Origin of the sequence: Veillonella sp. AF13-2, assembly GCF_003603295.1 — a bacterium.
Taxonomy (GTDB): domain Bacteria; phylum Bacillota; class Negativicutes; order Veillonellales; family Veillonellaceae; genus Veillonella; species Veillonella parvula_E.
Genome location: NZ_QTMT01000002.1, coordinates 244,485 through 264,232, shown reverse-complemented (window position 1 = coordinate 264,232; position 19,748 = coordinate 244,485). Strand labels below are relative to the sequence as shown.

Sequence of the window (19,748 nt, the reverse complement as noted above, 5' to 3'; positions counted from 1 at the left end):
TACTCTGTAATTTTTCGCTATGATAAAACTCTGGTTTCTCCACATCTTCTCGATACGGCGTTTTAGTACTCTGTAATTTTTCGCTATGATAAAACAGTATTGCTTAGTTGATACATTTTGCCCTTGTTTTAGTACTCTGTAATTTTTCGCTATGATAAAACTCCAGGATCGAACTGCTGAATGGTTACAAGGTTTTAGTACTCTGTAATTTTTTGCTATGATAAAACCGTTTCTTTAATCCCTCAATTAAATTAACAGTTTTAGTACTCTGTAATTTTTCGCTATGATAAAACTAGCCATTGCCCCATAGTATCCCCCATGACGTTTTAGTACTCTGTAATTTTTCGCTATGATAAAACAAGCCGGATATTGCACACACAACTTAATGAGTTTTAGTACTCTGTAATTTTTCGCTATGATAAAACGTAGTAGCTCAAAAGGGAACTGCTACCGAAGTTTTAGTACTCTGTAATTTTTCGCTATGATAAAACTTGTCTAAAAGCCTACAAAAAAACCACCTAGTTTTAGTACTTTGTGATCGTTGCTTATGATAAATCTAGAATAATAGAGGAGAATAATTTTTTTAATTATTATAATTTTATGTATTAAATAGGATTAATAATTTTTAGGGGAGGGTATATATGGGATATATACTAGGATTAGATATCGGAGTTGCTTCTGTTGGTTATGCAATTATTGATGAAAATTATAATGTCTTAATTAGTGGCGTAAGACTATTTCGTGAGGGTACGGCAGAAGAGAATGTAGCACGCAGAGGGTTCAGAAGTAGTCGTAGAAGTATGAGGCGGAGCCGTCATAGATTGGATCGACTAAAAGAACTCTTGTCGAGTGCACTAGGTGTGAGTGGAGATCAATCTTATACAAATCTCTATGAAATTAGAGTTAGAGGGCTTAGTAATAAGCTTTTGCCTGATGAATTGATTGCTGCAATCATTCAATTGGCTAAACATAGAGGTATATTTTATTTAAGTCCAGAGGATCTTGCGACTGAGGACGGAAGCAACCGGAGTTCAGCAGATATTATTCGAACTAATGAGAATAAGCTTAAAGATGGAATATATCCTTGCCATGTTCAATTAGAAAAGTTGAATACTACGGGAAAAGTACGAGGTATTGAAAATAAATTTACTCATGGATCATATCGTAGTGAATTAATTAAGCTTCTTGAAGTTCAATCATCATTTTATCCAAAATTAAAAGGGATAATGGATGAGGTTTTATGTATATATGATTCTAAACGTGAATATTATGAGGGGCCTGGTAGTTATAAAAGCCCTACACCTTATGGGAGTTACCAATTAGATGAAAGTGGCAATGTTATTAAGATTAATTTGATTGATAAAATGCGTGGTACGTGTACGTATTTTCCTGATGAATTAAGAGCACCTAAATGGAGCAATAGTGCATGCTTATTTAATTTGTTAAATGATCTAAATAATTTAACGATTCAAGGTGTGAAGATAACTGAAGTTCAGAAACAAGAGCTGATTAGTGAATATGTAAATAAAGGTAAAACGGTAACGATTCCTGCAATTGCAAAAGTATGCGGTGTTAAAAAGGAAGATATTTTTGGTTTTAGAATAGATAAGTCGGAAAAACCAATTTTTACAAAATTTGAAGGATATAATGAGTTATTGAAAATCGCAAAGTCTGTAAACGAAGAAGATGCAATTGAAGGTAAAAAACAGTTAGTAGATGATATATCTGAGATTCTAACTAAAGAGAAAAGTATAGATGTGCGTGAAAGAAAATTAGTAGATGATTTAAATTTATCTACTAGTTTAGCCAAAGAAATTGCAAAATCGGGGGGCTTTACTACATATCATTCTTTATCATTTAAGGCTATTAATTTAATTCTAGATGATTTATTGAAAACTAGTAAAAATCAAATGGAATTATTTACGGAGGCAGGTATAAAACCATATAATCATAAATTTTCTCAAAGTTATCAGTTAAGTGCTAATTTATCTGATTGGATTGTATCACCTGTTGTTAAACGCTCTATTAATGAAACTATTAAGGTGTTTAATGCATTGCGTAAATATCTTAAAACCCAAAATAGTGATGATACTGAATTTAGTGATGTAGTAGTTGAATTAGCACGAGAAAAGAATAGTCAAGAGAAGAAAGATCTGATTAAGAAAATTCAGAAGGCCAATGAAGAAAAACGTTATAAAATTATGGAACTTGTTGAAAACAGGAAACTTACAAGTGCAGAGTTTGAACGTATTAGTTTACTGTTAGAGCAGGATTTTAAATGTGCATATTCTTTAGAGCCTATAGAGTTATCTGATGTGTTTAAAGCAGGCCTTTTAGAAGTTGATCATATTATTCCATTATCTATATCTCTAAGTGATGCTCAGTCTAATAAAGTACTTGTCTATCAGAGTGAAAATCAAGCCAAAGGACAACGGTCACCATTCCAATATTTCAGTAGTGGTAAAGCAAAAATAACCTTTGAAAGATTTAAAGAATATGTTACTAAAAACTTGAATTTTAGTAATGCTAAAAAGAGAAATTTACTATATCTTGGAAATCCAGTTGAAGATATGAAAGGATTTATTAATCGCAATTTGGTCGATACACGTTATGCATCTCGTGAAACCTACAATTTATTAAAATCCTTTTTTGATTACCATAATATAAATACCAAGGTTAAAGTTATAAACGGTTCTGCAACAAGTTATTTTAGAAAAAAAGCGTATCTATCAAAAAATAGAGAAGAAACATATGCCCATCATGCGCAAGATGCTATGATTATTGCTGGTTTTGCGAATACGAAACTGATGAAATTTTTCTCGAAAATAGGTGCCTTTTCTGAAAGTTTGAACAATAAGGACTCTATTGTAGAGGTAGATGGCAATATTATAAATTCTGAAACGGGCGAGGTACTAGAACAAGAGTTATTTGATAAATCAGAGAATGTATCTAACTATATTCAGTTCTTAAAACGTATTGAAAGTATAGAACCGTTATATTCTCATAAGGTGGATCGTAAACCTAATAGAGCTTTATATGATCAACAGATAAAAGCGACTCGAAGCTTTGTTGAAGATAATAAAGAAGTAACCTATATTATCACTAAATATAGCGATATTTATAATACCGGGACTGGTAATTCTGGCAGTAAACTAAAAAAAATGATTTTAGAGTCTCCTGATAAATTGTTAATGTATCATCATGATCCTAAAACTTTTGAGATTTTTCAAAAAATTGTAGAACAATATGGTGACGAATCTAATCCATTTGCAGCTTATAAAGAAGATCATGGGCCAATTCGTAAATATTCAAAAAAAGGAAATGGTCCAATTATTGAATCAGTTAAATTCCGAGATAAGCAATTAGGTTCTCATCGTGTTAATACAAAACAAAATGGATATAATAAATCGGTATTTTTGAAAATAAAAAGCTTACGTACTGATGTGTACCAAGATGGAGAAAATTACCTAGTGCTTAATGTGCCATATGATATGGTTAGCTTTGTTAATGGTAAGTATATAATTGATCAAGACAAATACAATAAATCAAAACAGGCTCAAAAAATTCCTGAGTCTGCTACCTTTGTAACCTCCTTATACAGAGGAGATCACATAACATATGAAGAAAACGGTGAAATAGTAGAATGTATTTTTAAATGTATTAATAATGAAAAGGCCCATAAAATAGAGATTTCTTATGTAAATCGTCCAACAGATAAACAGGTTATGAAGGGGATTAAGACAAGTATTAAAAATTTGACCAAATATAATGTTGATGTATTAGGTAATAAATATAAAGTTACAGATGAAAAACTAGAGTTTGATGTTACGATTTAATGTTGCAGGGAGTGCACATTATGGGTTGGCGAACAATTATTATAGAACAGAGTCAGCAAGTTTCATTACATTTAGACAACTTAAAAATAAAAATGCTTGAAGGGGACTATTTAGTCCCCTTACAAGATATTAGTATAGTTATTTTTAATAACTATAAATTAAATGTTACAACGCAACTATTATGTAAGATGAGTCGCTATCAAATTTGTGTAATCATTTGTGAAAAGAATGGATTACCGTCTGTTGTTATGAATCCTATAGCAGGAAATTATGTAACATTTAAAAATCAAGAAATACAACTGAATATGAATCCATCTAGACCAGGTGATTTGTGGAAAGCAATTATTGAACGTAAGATAAATAATCAAATGTTTGTTTTAGATCATTATTCATTGTCATTAGATACAATTGAGATAATGGAATCTTTAAGAGATACAATTCAGCCGTTTGATACGGAAAATCATGAAGGTATTGCTGCAAAAGTCTATTTTAAAGCTTTATTTGGTATTGATTTTATACGTGATAGAGAAGAGGGAGATCCTATCAATAATGCTTTGAATTATGGATACTCTATTATTAGAGCTCTTATGGCAAGAGCATTAGCTGCTAAAGGACTTATATTATCAATAGGGATAAAACATCATAATATATATAATCACTTTAATCTCGTTGATGATTGCATGGAAATATATAGGCCCATCATAGATGATTGGGTCTATTCTTGTATTTATGTGCCTGAAGTTTTGTTTTCAAGAGATATAAAACTTAATTTAATTATTATGCTTTCTGAGCGTACAGTACGTCATCAAAATATATCTTACTCAATAGCAGATTCAATGAATAGATTTGCAGATAGTCTCGTTAGATGTATGACTGATGATAATGAAGTATTAGATTTACCATTATTAGATATATGATATTGGTGTGTGAAATGAATAGGTACAGAATGGTGAGAGTATTAATAATGTTTGATTTACCTATGGATGATACTGTTGCAGTTCGTCATTACACTCAGTTTAGGAAGTTTTTGATACGGCAAGGGTATTTTATGATTCAGTATTCTATTTATTGTAAGATTATGCCTAATCGGGATAGTATAAAGTCTCATATTGAATATATTAAGCGCTATTTACCGCCAGATGGAGCTGTATATGTTTTGCAAGTTACAGAGAAGCAGTATCAAGGTATGAAACTATTAACTGGAAAGAAACAAATTATCGAAGAGAAGTTAACGGTTGATAAAACTATCATTTTCTAGGAGGCGTCTATGAATGGTGAATTGGTATTATCAGGATATAGACTTTTAGAACCAGTCCATATTAATTTACAGGCTATAACAATTGTAGTGCCACAAGATGATTTTAGGACTATGCCGGTTATATTTGATTTTATAGAACGATATTTTGATAAAAGGAGATTCTCCCAACAATACCCATTTAATACATTGAATCTTAATAATAGTGTATGTAGAGATGATGAGTTTGAAATTTTATATATTCCTTCAAGAGTAGATTCAACAGAGCTTTTTAAGATTGCAAAAAAGAGTTTATTGGGTAAGATAACTGAGAAAATCTATAAAGATGTTTCTATATCTGAACGTGAAAAATGCTTTAATCAGTTGAATTCCGTAATACTTTCGCCAATTAATGAATTATTATCTCGTTATAATTTAATATGCGAGAGTAATATGAATGATTTTTGGAGTTTTAGTAAGATTATAGATGTACTATCTAATGATATGGAAATATATGGTACGTTTGATGAACGATCGCAGTATGACTTGAAATATATGCTGGTAGATTTGTTTGCTGAACTAGATATAGGAAAGAAGAAGCTACTCCTATTAGATTTACCTGAACAAGGCTTATCAACAGAAGAATTTCACTCTTTGTTAGACTATCTTAATAAAAAATGTTCAAATATTGATAATGTTATAGTTTATACGCAATCTAGTGCTATTACTAATATATTTGAGAAGCCCTTATGCTATCATATAGTTAAAGATAATCAAATATGGGGAATGGATGATTACGATGAAATTGAAGTTTTATTGTTAGAGGATAGTGGATCTATAAATTTACTGGAGAAAGAGCGCCAATTTATACAAAGTTTGTTTAATCGTAGTCTATTTGAAACAGAGTATAAAGTAATTAGTGATTTATTTTTTTGTAAATAAGCTGGAATTATAAAATATAGTAAATAAAGTGAGTATATATGAGCATTTATAATTGGATACAAGAAAAACTATTTGATGAATACGAAGAATGGCGCTTGAAGAGCCCTGGTTCTAATGGAAACGGTTTTAATATAGTCGGAATAGATAATACCTTAAAGGCTATGCATGATGGATTTTATATGTACATGGAGTTATACCCACCTCATGCTATCGATGGATGTACAGCCATGAAAGCACGTGTAGGTAAAACGCAGGATGCAGTAGATTTATTCTTAGATATAGATGGCAAGACCTATCGTATGGCTGATGTAAGTTATCCTGATGCAGTGAAGATGATGAGGGCCTTTGTGAAAAAACGTAGAGTACCTGATTGTAGTTCATGTGTAGAAGTAGCGTATCTAGATATCGATCAGATGAAAATGACATTTACAGAGTTAGCAACGTTGTTGCTAGGCGATGCAAAACAAGCTAAATCGTTTATGTCCAAGGTAAAGTTGAGCTCCCTGGAAGAATTGGAAGATAGCTGGTGGAACTTCTATGAGGAACTACTCTCTAAAGGATATGCCGTAGAGTTAGACTGTAAATGTGAACTAGAGGATTTAATTTATCATGTACAGAAGTTAATACGTAATAAGTCTTTAGATACTAGAGAAAATCTAACTATTGATACAGCAGCATTAGATGAAGATCAAGTTATTATGGACTGGTGTGCTAGTCTTAATTCTACGTGGGAAAACTATACGTTAGCAGGCATGGACACAGGAACCGATAGCTTTGTACTTATGGTGCTTTCAAATGAGGAATTCAAAACAGCCAAAGAACTAGCGAAAGAGCTATTACATAGAATCGATGTAGCTGAGCGATTATGATGATGTTAGGCTATAGACTAGTTATATATTTGCTTGTATGTGATAAATAGGAGAGAGTTATATGAGTATTGTACGTCTACCAGAATATGAAGCAGAGTTTGAGCCGGAAGAGTTTGAAATCTACGCATTGCCGCGCAGTGATGCGAATGGGGCTAGTCCTTATTTAGATAAGTACCATAGACCACTAGTGTCTACCGATGCTATTCTAGATACTCGAACTGGCGTGCTTGACCGTAGCGAAGGTATTTTGACGTGGATTATTGAGGGTCTTGACGATAGATGGGGGTATTCTTTTGAGCCCCATGGGGTCTATAAATTGTTAGTTAAGAAAGCAAAACCCTTAGAGGACCTGGGCTATATGCGCCCCTCTTGGAATAATCGCTATTATGTGCTTGAGGTATTAGAGGAGCATGCTAAACATAGTGAGTTAGAGGCGTTGTCGACGTATTTGAAAACCCCTAAATACCTTCATACCGACAGGGGTGACTTCCTTTTAAATCGAGAGTATCAATATTACACAGCCAGAATTGATGATTATGCATTCACCCTTGATGTAGATGAGGGTTCTGATGAAAGCTGTACCGTAGCATTGGCGGCTTTCAATACAATCGAGAATTTCAAAGCATTTGAACAACGAATTAGTGCATATATTAGTGAGACCTTGTTAGAACTCGCTAATTATTGGCTCGACAATGACGATCAAGATCCGATTACGTCAGACGTATTTGCTAAGCGTATTACGATGGGTGAATTGGCGTTTCGTAACGATGGCTCCATAGAGGTCTATTATGACGATGATGATATTTTCTGGGGGCACTGTATCATAGCCCATATTGATGCGGATGGGAACCTTATTGATGCAGATATTGCAGGATAACCAATTAATGGAGAGTCCTAATGAGAAAATCGGAATTAATGACATTATGGAATGTTGAAAGCTGGTCTGAAGAACCGTATGGCGTTTACTTTGTATCTCGCCGATTGGGCATTAATCGTTTAAAGAATGAAGGACAAGCCTTTAAAAAACTTAATATTAGTTGTACCGGTTATACTGAAGATGATGTACTTTCACTATTAATATGGGAGCAATTATATGTTCAATTAGATGAATTAGACCAACTGGCGAAGGGGCTCATACAAAAGGGAATACCGCAAGAAGAGTCTGTTGTACTAACGCTAACGGATATAATGCTGGATAAATCAGGTTGTTACGATGCATTTGCACTAGGCTATGATGTGGGAGAATCCCCAGCAGGACATCTATATGTTTTGGTTCCTTTTGATGAAAACTTTACGGCTCAACAAGATGTGATATACGAAACCTTATAGAGTTGTTTTAAAGTGGTGATACTGGTGTTGTATTCTACCTAAAAATATAAGTGATATGCAGGAGAGAGACTATGGAAGATATGTATAAATTAGTCAAAGATTTCTTTAGTCATGATATGGATTTAGATGATTTATTTGATTCCGAAGCTATCATCTGGATTGACTGGCGCGAGGATGACGAAGATGTGGTGAACTATTTTAATGACATGATGGATGAGCCTATCGACATTCAAACCGTTAGCAATGGAAAGCAGTATGGTGACGATATTGTACTACAAAAGGGCAATAAAAAATTGCTAATTCCCTACGGTGATGAGAAAGACCGGGATGTGACTATCAAATATTTCAACGACTTCGTTAAACCTGATTATGAGGTGCGCTGGTTTGCTGAAAGCCTTGGCGATGATACGCTCGGATTTACCGTGCTTTCAGGGGCAGAATGGCTAAAGCTAGAAGATGAGTTTGGTGCAGATATAGTTTGTTATTATTTTGTACCTATTGATTTAGACAGCAACATGTTTAATCTCAGTATGAGCGAGGTTTCTGCGTTGTTAGAATTGCGAGAAAATAAGAGATGAAATAGAGAGAATAGGCGAATCTATAAGAGGTAAGAATATGGACTATTTAAAAATACTACATGAAGACTCCGACTTGGCAGCAGATTTTGATGCTCTGTTTGATTTCTTTTTGCTCGATGAGCCAATGGAACGTGATGAGGTAGAGGGGCGATGCACCTTTTCCTTGGATGGGAAGGCTTTTGCTCGAGATGGTGCTGGCGGTGAGTATCATCAATTAGAGGATGGCTCTATCGGTTATATGAGCAGCGAAGGTGAATGTGGTCGCATAGCTGAAAGTATAGACGATTTAATTTGTTTATTGGTGTATAGCATTTGCTGGCATGACTATTGTGACTCTAGCCAATATACGGATGTAGGAATTCTTGAATCGTATGCTAAGGAGCGATATGCTCAAATTACATCTTATACAGAAATGGACGAATGGGAAATAGTTGTTAAGGCGCTAGGCATGCCTTCTGAAGCAAACTTGGCTGCTGTACTGCAAAAGTTTTACGATGCGGCACATCGAGAACCTGTATACCAAGGCTTTTACCATGAAGAAGATGGTAGTATTACGGCTTATGAAGGTCTATTCTTTTAATATGTAAAATGGGAAAATAATCAGCAATTAAAGAGTGTTTCAAGAGGTTTTGTGTTGTAATAGGAGAATCGTATGGCAATTGATGGAGTAAAGATCATAGACAGCGATGACGGTCATGATATTTATAATGCTATTGTTGAGCGGTACAAGGATGGTATCAGTGTCGATACTATAATTTCTGAAATCTTAGGTGAGGAACAAAATTTTTGTACTGATGAGTTTTACACAGAAATTTATTGGACTGCTGTGGCCTATTCGCTGTGGAAGATAGGGCATCTGCCAGATGACGTTAAAGAGAAGGCATTAAACGTAATTGCTAAGGGCCCTCATGAGTTTTGGCTAGACATCGATAGTAAGGCCCTTAAACAGCGTCAAAAGGTATTAGATAAGTTAGCCCTGCAGCTACAGAGCGAAAATCCAAAGCCGCTTAAGGTTCGTAAATCTAAAACAAAGAGAGAACCTTATTTTAAGGTGGGCGACGTATTAGCTGTTAAATTTGAAAACGAGTATGGCACTATTTTTGTTTCTGACGTGGATCAATCACCGCGGAAAATCGAATATCATTTAGCCTGTACGCGACTTTTACAAGAAGAAAAACCTACAATGGAGCAGTTTTTAAATAGTAAAATCGCCTGCCGGAAAGATAATACAAATTTCGGTATCGATACAGATTGTTGGTTTAATCATAAAGACCTAGGCCTATTGCTAGACGATTTAGAAATCATAGGGAACGTCGAACTATATCCGTGTAAATTGTGGAAACTAGCACCAGCAGGCACGTTGGAAGATATTTATGAGGAGATTACAGATAATCCTAGGATAGGAAAACTGCGTCTCATAGACACCTATGAACTGGTGAAAAAGGTTATTCAGAAATAATTATGGGGTAAACGCATTAATAGGTAGGCGTATATATAATGCTAAAGGTATAACTATAATGGATACTGTGACGAAACAATATATAGAAACTGTGAAAGTCAGTGATATACCGTGGCATCGGTTAACCACAACTTACGGTCGTGCCACAGATTTTCCTACAGAGCTTGATGTGTTGTGGAGCATGAAAAGTATTGATGCTGTTGATGCGGCTGGTGAGGCGTTAGCAATGAATATTGAGCACCAATCGACATTGTGGCATGCTACACCATTTGCTATGATTTTTTTGCTTCGTATTTTTAAGAAAGCCCTAGAAGAGAGAACTCAGAATGAAGTAGCTCATTATTTAGCAGAACAATTGGTAGACCTATTTACTGTGATTGCTGAGTGCATCCGAGATGGTCTCGTGCTAGAGCATGCAGATCCATTACCTCATTTTGTGGATATGCTTAACGAAGAATACCTTTGGTCTGAAGAATACGATGAAGACGAAGATGTTCTTAGATATGAGGAAGAAGACGTATTTCCTGATGATTTATTCTTTAGCTTCTATTACTACTCCCTGGAAGTGCTTTTATTAGCTATTCCGTTATTAGATAAATCTCATGAAGGAGAAGCTAATTTACTAGACTTACTGACAGAGATAGAGTACTAAATGAGAGATAGAGTACTAAATATCTAAAGGGATAGCAGATTATTACATATCTACTGAGATTACAGGATTAGGAGGTTATGGGCTATGGGATTAATTGCAAATTATAACTGTTTAAGCGATGCGAATTTAAAAGAACTTAAGGCGATGGGCTCAGAAGAAGAGGGAATCCTTGATAGCGTTGAAGAGTGGGGAGAAAATGATGAGTTATTGCTTGATATCGACAAGATGTGGGATGTACTCCATTTCGTGCTTACCGGAGTAGGAACTGACCATAAGGACGATAATAACCCTCTTAGCCAAGCGGTATTAGGCGTAACGGCTGTGGAGGATGTATCAGACTATGTAGCATATACAGAACACAATCATTTAGCCAATATCGTGGTGGCCTTAGAGAAGTTTGATATTGAAAATGCTCTGGAATCTTTTGATATGAAAGCCTGCAAAGAGGCAGAATTATATCCAAATATCTGGGACTACGATGAGGAAGAGGAAGAAATCAGAGACGAACTTCTTCATGATTTCGAGCAAATGAAACGCTTTTATAAACAAGTGCTTGAAGCTAATAGGCATGTGCTTGTATCGATTTGTTAAGTTCATAAAAGGAAATTATTATCATGGATAAAGCACGTAAAAAAGAGTTGCTGAAAGCTTATGCAGACGAGCAAAAGCAATCGTTTAAAGATAGTTTACCTATGGATGAAGAGTTGTTTTGGAATCTCTTTGATTATGTAGACGAGAAATTAGAGGAAAATGACGGTTGCGATCATAGTTTGACTTTCACTAGGGAATTCTTGGAAAAACAAAAGGTAGATGTAGAAATCGTATTAGACTGGATCGTCAACGAAGGTGGCGGTTGTGACTGCGAGGTTCTCTACAATGTAGAAGAGAGATTTGAAGAGTAATATCTATGTAATTGGGAAGGTTTTCGTATACAGCTTGTTTTTGACTTAGAGCAAACTGTAAGCAGTCTAATGTAAATTTATTTGTGATTTTGGTAACCAAGTAATCTTTGGTAAAAAATCATAGTATACTAGAAATGTTAAATACTGCCGGCGATATTAGCGATTTTGTCTAAGAAGCGCCGGCGTTTTTCGTCTGAGCTATTTTCTGTGCCAGCCAACTGGGTATGTGTAACCGGTTTAATGCCGCATGATTTCAGAACTTGATTTTTTAACACCTTGCCATAGTCCTGAATAAACGGCGTCAAAAAGGCGGGAGTATTGTGGGTGGTGATGATCCAGGCGGATTTTCCCTGTAAATGACCTATAAGCCCTCTTTTTCCATATGAATAGGCAAAGCCCGCTGTAAATACGCGATCAATAAAGCCTTTGAGCATTGCCGGCATACCGCTCCACCAAATTGGGTAGATAAAGATGAAATGGTCTGCCCAAGTAATTAAGTTGCGATACTTTTCCATGTCCGGCACAGTGCTTAAATCTCGACGTTTGTGCGTGTCATCAAATCGCAATATAGGATCGAACTGCTCCTCATATAAATCCAAGGTGTTCACATTGTGGTCCTTTGAAAGATTCTGTTGCACTACTTTTAGAATAGCGTGATTAAAACTTTGATGATTAGGATAGGTGTAAATGATTAAAATATTCATGGCTAGTTCCTTTCTTGTTAATCATCGTCAGGTTGAGAGAATCTGTATAGTAAAATGGTAGCTATATTAAGTTAAAGTCTAGTGAAGAGCACCTATTCTAAACGTAAATAACGATAAATGTTGGGAAGAGTGTATTATTAATTCCTTCTGTTTGCGGGTGTTGTTATAAAGGTATATAGTATAGATATGCGGTGTATTTTATCGCATATCTATTTTTCTTTATAAGGAGGACGCTATGCAACACGTTCAAACCCGCAGTACTACATCCACGTTAGTGCTCACAGCCGTATTGATTGCCCTCACTACATTGCTTACCATGTACACGAAAATTCCAGTACCTGGCATTCGCGGCTATTTCAATGTAGGAGATGTCGTTATTATGACGTCAGCTCTATTATTAGGTCGAAAATATGGCGCCTATATTGGTGCTCTCGGCCCGGCGCTAGCCGATTTATTTCTCGGCTATGTAGTCTTTGTACCCATCACCTTCGTGGTGAAAGGACTTGAAGGCTATCTTGTCGGTACTGTCTATAAAAATAAGACAACTACCTCTGCCTTAGCGGCAACTATCCTAGGTGGTATTATCATCGTAGCAGGCTACTTTATCGCTGAATACTTTGTATTCGACCCAGGCGTAGCCATTGCTAGTATATTGACGAACGCCATTCAAGCCGTTATGAGTGTCATTATTAGCATGATTTTATATGCTATATTACGGAGACGACTTGCGTAATAGTATACTTATTGGTATACGATGTAGAAAAAGATGTTAGTATAGTTAATGATGACACTCAAGAAAGTACAGCGCTAGTAGCGCTGTGCTTTCTTTGTTTTTATTATAATTATCCATGAACTTTTAATTGTCATTATTTTCCTTAAAGTATTGATGCTTAGATAAATGGACATATTTTATTTGTTTTGTTAATATAAAACTCAATAATAATTTTATGTTGTGTGTTATGATTGGTGAAATTTTATGGTTAGAGTTTTATATTTATTTTTATTGCTAGTTGTTTTGAGTCCTATTAATGCTTTTGCTGATTATCAGAGGGACACGCTTGATATACAACGCTCTCTTAATGAGCAGATACAGTCTCAGTTAAAGATTCCGGCAAAAGTCCTTAAAACGAAGCTTAATAGAGATTATAGTTTTGCCTTACAGATAAAAACGGATACTCAAGGTCGTATTACTTCTGTTGAGTTAGATCCAAATGAGAGTACCTCTAATGATGAGATATATTTAGAGTTAGTACAGTCCGCAAAGGATACCGTTTGGAATATAGGGTATATTGATGTTAAAGAAGAACTTGTTTTTCATGTTCCCATTAATTTTATAATATCCTCTAATGACGATGTAAATTGACAGTCTTTAGAATTCAGACTATACTATAAGTACAAAAGAGCCAATTAACGTGTTCTAGGCGTTAGGCTCATCAAAGAATTGTGAATTTGATAAACCTAACGTGTCTAAGTATTGCCGTACTTAGTCTTAAACGTTAGGTTTATTTTTTACCTAACTCACGTTAATGGCTCTTTCGTTATTAGTATATAGCAGAAATTATTGATTGAAAAACACGGATTAATTTCGTACAACTTGTACACGAATAAAAGGGAGACTCTATCAAGAGTCTCCCTTTGTTAGTTATAAATAGACTAATATTTATTAATAGATTTTTTATTGAATAGAACATAAGTTCGGTTTATAATGAACGTAAGATAGTCGAACGAGGTTGGGCCACCCTTTTTCTTTGAAGGGGGTGAAAGCCTATGAATGCTTATGAAGTCATTATGATTGTCCTCGGGATCTTAACTGTCGTTATTTCCTTTGGAGCATTGATAGTGCTGATTTGTCGTAATAACGACAAATAGCCCTTCGTTACCAACTGGTAGCTGAAAACGAAAGGCCATTTCTACATGTTTAATTGTGTTCAGGGATGAGCCTGACGGAACCACTCGTCGACTATCTCTTTATTACATTATAATGATATTGGCGTATATCGTCAATCTGGATGCGTCGTGTAATGTACATAATATAATAATGCTGTTGAGAGGATCCGTAGGAATCCTCTATTTTTGTTGTCGTCGTTCCTTAATTACAGTACGTTTCGCTCTTCAAAGACCGCTTTCACCGTAAACAGTGCATTCAGCACGCGTGGAAATCCCGCATAGGGGATGCAGTGGGTGCAGACCTCTACGATTTGCTCGGGCGCAATACCGACGTTGAGTGCTGCGTTGGTATGTACTTTCAGTTGAGCCTCGCAACCGCCCAGCGTTAACAGGGACGCGAGCGTAATCAGTTCCCGTTCCTTGAAATTCAGGTTGGGGCGCATGTAGATATCACCGAACAGTTCGACCAATAAATCAGCGATGGCCGGTGAAATCTCTTGAATTGTGTTATACACCTCCTCCCCGTGCAGTCCGTCAATTTGTTTCAATGTGTTCATACCGATGTTAAAACGTGTTTCTTTCATAATTATTACCTCCGTCTAGACGTATGATATATGCTCGAGTATACTTGAGGTCAAGGTGGTGAAAGTATGAAAATCGGTGAATTTTCAAAATTGGTAGGGCTGTCCATTTCTACATTGCGATATTATGAGGATCAGGGGTTCCTTCACATCGAGCGACAGAACGGCATTCGCAATTACCATGCGGAGGACGTGGGCTTTGTGCAGTTTATTAAACGCTTGAAAGACATGGGAATGCCGCTTGCGAACATCAAGCGATATGCGGACTTGCGGTATGCCGGAGCTCATACGGCCCGTAAAAGAATGACACTGTTGCAGGAACACTATCGATTTATTGAGGCCGAAATCAAACGATTGGAAGGCTATAAGAATAATCTTGAAGATAAGTTGGAGTTGTATGAAACTTTGGTAAAGAAAAATGAGATTGAGTAGGTTTTTATTGTAGACATTATATAGCCATCGTATCAATATGGAGCTAATGGTCATCATATCAATATAGAGCTTGGTTTCCAAGGTATGATATAATACTTTCATTATGTAATAAACAAAGGAGATTTAAATGGCAAATTTACCTAACTGCCCTAAGTGTGGCGACGAGTACACATACGAAGATGGGCATATGTTTATCTGCCCTATGTGTGGCAACGAATGGACAGCGGCCGATGCGCAAGCTGCAGCTGAAGCGGGTATTATTCGCGATGCTAACGGCAATGAGCTCGCTGATGGCGATACAGTGGTTGTTGTAAAAGACCTCAAAGTAAAAGGCGCGGGCGTATTGAAACAAGGTACGCGCGTAAAAAATATTCGCCTCATCACCGATGCAAGCGATGGTCACGATATCGATTGTAAAATTGATGGCTTCGGTGCGATGGCATTGAAATCCGAAATGGTTAAGAAAATCTAATCTAAGAAATCCCTACCGATAAAAATTCGGTAGGGATTTTTTCGTGGTATAATCAACTTATAATGCATATAGTATGAGAGTATTTAGATGAGAGGAAACTATGTTTAATCGTGTTATATTGTTGGCCTTATTAGTGTCTGCGATGAGTCCTATTAGTTCTATAGCTGCAGATATAAAGCCTGCGGACAAGCGTAATTATGAATTGCAACAACAGATTTCTTATAATGTGATCATTCCACCAGAGGCTTTTGAAACGAGTGCAGATGGAACATTAATCGTTCCTATAGAGGTTAAGACGGATGATAAGGGTAATATTGTAGCTGTTGAAGCAGGTCCTAATAATTGGAAACTAGATCGTGAAGCGTATCCTATCTTTGAGGAGGCTGCTAAAGAAGCGGCTTGGAATACTAAACATGTTGATACTGATGAAGCGCTTGTTGTAACGATTCCCGTTAGTATTGTCATGTTATCTGATACTAATCCTAAAAAACGATAAAGGAGGGCTTATGGAAACTACGAAAGATTTAGAGAAATATACTTATGATCTTCTCGCTGAGCGTGGTGTCACATTAGATGACATTGCAGAGCTTGTTTTTTACGTACAGAAACCGTATATGCCGAATTTAAAACTGGAAGAGTGTCGCACAAGTGTGGCTTCTGTACTATCTAAACGGGAGGTGCATAATGCGATTATTACGGGTATAGAGCTTGATAAGTTAACGGAGCAGAATAAACTATCTCAGCCATTGCAACGCATAGTGGCTAATGATGAAAGCCTATATGGGATTGATGAAATTTTAGCCTTTTCCATCGTTAATTTATATGGGTCCATTGGATTTACAAATTATGGATATTTAGATAAGGTAAAGCCGGGCATTATCAAAAAACTAGATAGTGAAGAGGGCGGGCATTGTAATACATTCCTCGATGATTTGGTAGGTGCTGTAGCGGCAGCAGCGGCAGGAAAACTGGCACATAATGAACCAAATCGCGTGCAACATGCTATAGCAGAAGAATAGAAGTCCGTCATATATCTACTTATCGATAAAGTATGAGGTGGGCTTCGATGACTCATTGATAACACTTTCACAACAACATGATGACACTTTCACAACAACTTGATAACAATTTATAGAGTTGCTAGATACTATTGATGTTATAAAGAATAAAGAGTATAAATAATATTGATTGGAAATAAGTACTTTGTTTTGTAGCTATATACAGGAGGAGCTATGCAAAAGGTTCTAGTAGTAATCGATATGCAAAATGATTTTGTAGATGGTGCCCTTGGTTCATCGCAAGCACAGTTAATCGTAGATAATGTGCGTAAGAAAATTGAAAGCTTTGATGGCCCTATTATTTTTACGCGTGATACGCATGATAGAGATTACTTGGAACACCAAGAAGGAAAGCTTTTACCAGTGCCACATTGCGTTAAAAATACCGAGGGCTGGCATATTGTGGATGGCTTGATTGAGGCTGCAGAAGGCCGCTCAATCATGAGCCCTGTATCCTTTGTAGATAAACCAAACTTTGCCTCTTTTGAGCTGCTCACTCGGTTAGAGGGCATGAATAAAGTAAATCCTATTGAATCTATTACACTCATCGGATTATGCACAGATATTTGCGTTGTGTCTAATGCAATCATGCTGAAAGCAGGCTTGCCAGAGATTCCGATTCACATCGATTCGAGCTGTTGTGCTGGCGTAACAGAGGAGTCCCATCAAGCGGCATTAACAACCATGAAAATGTGTCAGTGCATTGTTGAATAATTACTTCATATATATAATTTGTTTAAGTATAGTTTTATAGACTAATATTTAGCTAAGGGGAGTTATTTATGAGGTATGAATCTTTTAAAATTATTAATTATAAAGGGATTATTGAATCAAATATAAATATAAATTCAGGACTGAGTCCATTTATAGGTGTTAATGAATCTGGAAAAAGTACTATTTTAGAAGCCATTGCAAGTTTTGATAAAGATAATGATATCTTGTATGATGGTCAGTTTATTAATAACGATTTGATAATAAGTAAATTTAATAGAAGGGATAATCCTAAAATTATAGCCGACATATTTATAAATGAAGCAGAGGCGAAGTCTTTTATTAAAGGTTTATTTGAAACTGAAGCTGAATTATATGATTTAGTTTATACTCCTAATTTTTATGAAGAGGAGCAAAAAACGTATTATCAATCTATTAGTCAAGAATTATGGGAAGAAATTAAGGAATATTTACTTGATATAATCAATAATATAACTTTTGAACAGGGTTTACCTAAGTTAAAAATTCAGCGTGAGTTTGGATCTGGTTCTGGAAAATATAAATTATTATTAGGCGATAATGATATATTTGATATTGTGTTTAACATAAATAAAGATAAACGTGTTAAATTGAAAGGCTCAAAGATACCTGCTATAGAAGTTCTATTTAATGATGGAGAAAAATATTATTTAGATAAGGAGCTTTTGGCAACGAATGATATTATAATTGATTATATATTAGATCGACTACCACCTATAATTTATATTGATGATTTTAAAGATCTGATACCAAATCAAATAGAGCATTCTGATACTGAACAATATGAACGGATAAAGTATATTGCATGTAATATGATTGATATGAGGATTACGGAGTCAGATTTTGATGAGTTGGATTCATTTAGTAGTGCGGATCAATCTACAATATTAGCACAGATTAGTAGAGTTATAAATGAACATATTGGGCGTGCTTGGAATGAAAATCATATTTTAAAAAGTAGCCACCAAGATAACTTATTTAGGGTGGATATTAAATTAGAATATAGAGATAGTTGTTTTGAATTTTTAATTAGGGATATAGATAAAGACGGAAATATTAAAAGTAGTTATAACTTCAATCAACGTTCAAAAGGGTTTAAATGGTATTTTAATTATTTATTTAAAGTAAGTTTTAATAATAAAATTGCTAGGAGCAATACTTTTGTTGACAGTGAACAGGAACGTATTATTTTATTAGATGAGCCGGGTGTTTATTTACATGCTGCATTTCAAAAAGAATTATTACGCCTATTAAAACGTGATGCAAAAGAGCAAAAATCCAATATAATTTATACTACTCACTTAGAGAATTTGTTAAGTCCTGATATTATTAATGTAAATACTATTCATGTAGTTTCAAAAAGTGTTAATGGTATTTTAGTAGAAGCACTTAATAATAGTAAAGGGCCTAAGTTATGTGGTAGTTTTGAGCCCATTTGGAATGCAATTCATTTGAAGAGTTTTCCAACAGATATTTCTGGCAAAAATGTTATTGTAGTCGAGGGCTTAACTGATATGATTATCTTAAAATTATTACAAGAAAGAAATTTGTTAAATAAGGAACTTATTATATTACCTGCAGGTGGTGCACCATTTCAAAGCACATTGGTAACATTGTGCCTTGGATTAAGTAATCGTGTGTTGCTTTTATTTGATAATGATACAGAAGGTAGTACTGCTTGTAAAAATATTAAAGATAAGTTTGGAAATATTTCTAGAACATTAAGCGAAATTCTTTCTGATGATGCCTCTAACATTACTGATTTAGAGTCTTTATATAATGAGGATGAAATTAAATTAATAAAAGAACCTTTGAAAGCTAATTTGATATCATTATACTATGAGAATAAGGAAAATAATCAACGGAAAAAATTATTACGCTTTTTAGCGAAAAATGAAGTTTTAAAATTACTTGCAAAAAATATAAATGAGTATTTTGTAGTTGATTGTTAAGATAAATTAATCAGTTGAGTATGGGTAGATTGATTTTTAAATAAAAGTATATTGATATCTGCATTCTTAGTCCTCTATATTGACGTTTTTCTATATAATGTGTACAATTAG

The 19,748-nt window shown here is 35.0% G+C and carries 23 protein-coding genes and 1 CRISPR repeat array (1 of these 24 only partly in view); of the genes, 21 read left to right on the top strand and 2 right to left on the bottom strand.

From position 1 onward, the window contains the following. Window positions 1–557: a CRISPR direct-repeat array (repeat unit 36 nt; unit sequence GTTTTAGTACTCTGTAATTTTTCGCTATGATAAAAC) (it extends 1,459 nt beyond the left edge of the window). An 84-nt stretch (window positions 558–641) separates the two neighbouring features. The 13 genes from cas9 (at window position 642) to DWV85_RS05050 (ending at window position 11,801) form a co-directional block, all read left to right on the top strand. Then, window positions 642–3,836, top strand: coding sequence for a type II CRISPR RNA-guided endonuclease Cas9 (cas9, locus tag DWV85_RS05110; RefSeq protein WP_123138195.1), 3,195 nt, complete (start codon window positions 642–644; stop codon window positions 3,834–3,836). A gap of 20 nt (window positions 3,837–3,856) precedes the next feature. After that, entirely contained in the window at window positions 3,857–4,753 is an 897-nt protein-coding gene (gene cas1 / locus DWV85_RS05105; protein ID WP_165851642.1) for a type II CRISPR-associated endonuclease Cas1, read from the top strand. Beyond that, window positions 4,750–5,094, top strand: a complete 345-nt coding sequence (gene cas2, locus DWV85_RS05100) for a CRISPR-associated endonuclease Cas2 (protein ID WP_347736146.1) — start codon at window positions 4,750–4,752, stop codon at window positions 5,092–5,094. Before cas1 ends, cas2 begins: the two co-directional genes overlap by 4 nt. 9 nt (window positions 5,095–5,103) lie before the next feature. Continuing rightward, window positions 5,104–6,012: a hypothetical protein gene (locus DWV85_RS05095; protein WP_123138192.1), complete on the top strand. Its 909-nt coding sequence runs from the start codon at window positions 5,104–5,106 to the stop codon at window positions 6,010–6,012. Between the two features lie 38 nt (window positions 6,013–6,050). Further along, window positions 6,051–6,881, top strand: a complete 831-nt coding sequence (locus tag DWV85_RS05090) for a DUF6630 family protein (protein ID WP_123138191.1) — start codon at window positions 6,051–6,053, stop codon at window positions 6,879–6,881. A gap of 61 nt (window positions 6,882–6,942) precedes the next feature. Then, window positions 6,943–7,758 (top strand): DUF2262 domain-containing protein, encoded by an 816-nt coding sequence (locus DWV85_RS05085; protein WP_123138190.1) that lies wholly within the window; start codon window positions 6,943–6,945, stop codon window positions 7,756–7,758. A gap of 20 nt (window positions 7,759–7,778) precedes the next feature. Then, a complete protein-coding gene (locus DWV85_RS05080) occupies window positions 7,779–8,210 on the top strand; it encodes a hypothetical protein (protein WP_004694583.1) in 432 nt (143 codons plus the stop codon). A gap of 71 nt (window positions 8,211–8,281) precedes the next feature. Then, window positions 8,282–8,788 carry a hypothetical protein gene (locus DWV85_RS05075; protein WP_123138189.1) on the top strand — a complete coding sequence of 169 codons (507 nt, stop codon included), beginning with the start codon at window positions 8,282–8,284 and terminating at the stop codon, window positions 8,786–8,788. Window positions 8,789–8,825: 37 nt separating this feature from the next. Then, entirely contained in the window at window positions 8,826–9,368 is a 543-nt protein-coding gene (locus tag DWV85_RS05070) for a hypothetical protein (RefSeq protein WP_123138188.1), read from the top strand. A gap of 72 nt (window positions 9,369–9,440) precedes the next feature. Then, window positions 9,441–10,247 (top strand): hypothetical protein, encoded by an 807-nt coding sequence (locus tag DWV85_RS05065; protein WP_123138187.1) that lies wholly within the window; start codon window positions 9,441–9,443, stop codon window positions 10,245–10,247. Between the two features lie 58 nt (window positions 10,248–10,305). Continuing rightward, window positions 10,306–10,899 (top strand): hypothetical protein, encoded by a 594-nt coding sequence (locus DWV85_RS05060; RefSeq protein WP_038125659.1) that lies wholly within the window; start codon window positions 10,306–10,308, stop codon window positions 10,897–10,899. 84 nt (window positions 10,900–10,983) lie between these two features. Then, complete coding sequence (locus tag DWV85_RS05055; protein WP_105087238.1) at window positions 10,984–11,490, top strand: YfbM family protein; 507 nt, start codon at window positions 10,984–10,986, stop codon at window positions 11,488–11,490. A 23-nt stretch (window positions 11,491–11,513) separates the two neighbouring features. Next, entirely contained in the window at window positions 11,514–11,801 is a 288-nt protein-coding gene (locus tag DWV85_RS05050; RefSeq protein ID WP_105087237.1) for a DUF2695 domain-containing protein, read from the top strand. A gap of 137 nt (window positions 11,802–11,938) precedes the next feature. Here the strand turns inward: DWV85_RS05050 and DWV85_RS05045 are convergent, their stop codons facing one another. Continuing rightward, complete coding sequence (locus DWV85_RS05045; RefSeq protein WP_123138186.1) at window positions 11,939–12,505, bottom strand: NAD(P)H-dependent oxidoreductase; 567 nt, start codon at window positions 12,503–12,505, stop codon at window positions 11,939–11,941. 235 nt (window positions 12,506–12,740) lie between these two features. Between DWV85_RS05045 and DWV85_RS05040 the strand changes: the two genes are divergently transcribed. Then, entirely contained in the window at window positions 12,741–13,238 is a 498-nt protein-coding gene (locus DWV85_RS05040; protein WP_123138185.1) for an ECF transporter S component, read from the top strand. 243 nt (window positions 13,239–13,481) lie between these two features. After that, window positions 13,482–13,868 carry a hypothetical protein gene (locus DWV85_RS05035; protein WP_042986556.1) on the top strand — a complete coding sequence of 129 codons (387 nt, stop codon included), beginning with the start codon at window positions 13,482–13,484 and terminating at the stop codon, window positions 13,866–13,868. Window positions 13,869–14,598: 730 nt separating this feature from the next. On the opposite strand, the gene DWV85_RS05030 is transcribed toward DWV85_RS05035, so the two are convergent. Continuing rightward, complete coding sequence (locus tag DWV85_RS05030; RefSeq protein ID WP_123138184.1) at window positions 14,599–14,976, bottom strand: carboxymuconolactone decarboxylase family protein; 378 nt, start codon at window positions 14,974–14,976, stop codon at window positions 14,599–14,601. Between the two features lie 66 nt (window positions 14,977–15,042). On the opposite strand from DWV85_RS05030, the gene DWV85_RS05025 reads away from it, so the two are divergent. From DWV85_RS05025 to DWV85_RS05000, 6 genes are all read left to right on the top strand, one after another. Continuing rightward, a complete protein-coding gene (locus DWV85_RS05025) occupies window positions 15,043–15,405 on the top strand; it encodes a MerR family transcriptional regulator (protein ID WP_058948280.1) in 363 nt (120 codons plus the stop codon). Between the two features lie 127 nt (window positions 15,406–15,532). Next, complete coding sequence (locus tag DWV85_RS05020) at window positions 15,533–15,877, top strand: zinc ribbon domain-containing protein YjdM (RefSeq protein WP_004698208.1); 345 nt, start codon at window positions 15,533–15,535, stop codon at window positions 15,875–15,877. Window positions 15,878–15,977: 100 nt separating this feature from the next. Continuing rightward, window positions 15,978–16,373, top strand: coding sequence for a hypothetical protein (locus DWV85_RS05015; RefSeq protein ID WP_123138183.1), 396 nt, complete (start codon window positions 15,978–15,980; stop codon window positions 16,371–16,373). A 10-nt stretch (window positions 16,374–16,383) separates the two neighbouring features. Further along, window positions 16,384–16,896: a phosphatidylglycerophosphatase A gene (locus DWV85_RS05010; RefSeq protein ID WP_123138182.1), complete on the top strand. Its 513-nt coding sequence runs from the start codon at window positions 16,384–16,386 to the stop codon at window positions 16,894–16,896. A gap of 213 nt (window positions 16,897–17,109) precedes the next feature. Then, window positions 17,110–17,649, top strand: a complete 540-nt coding sequence (locus tag DWV85_RS05005) for an isochorismatase family cysteine hydrolase (protein WP_123138181.1) — start codon at window positions 17,110–17,112, stop codon at window positions 17,647–17,649. 68 nt (window positions 17,650–17,717) lie between these two features. Next, window positions 17,718–19,637 (top strand): AAA family ATPase, encoded by a 1,920-nt coding sequence (locus tag DWV85_RS05000; protein ID WP_060918941.1) that lies wholly within the window; start codon window positions 17,718–17,720, stop codon window positions 19,635–19,637. Window positions 19,638–19,748 lie beyond the last annotated feature (111 nt).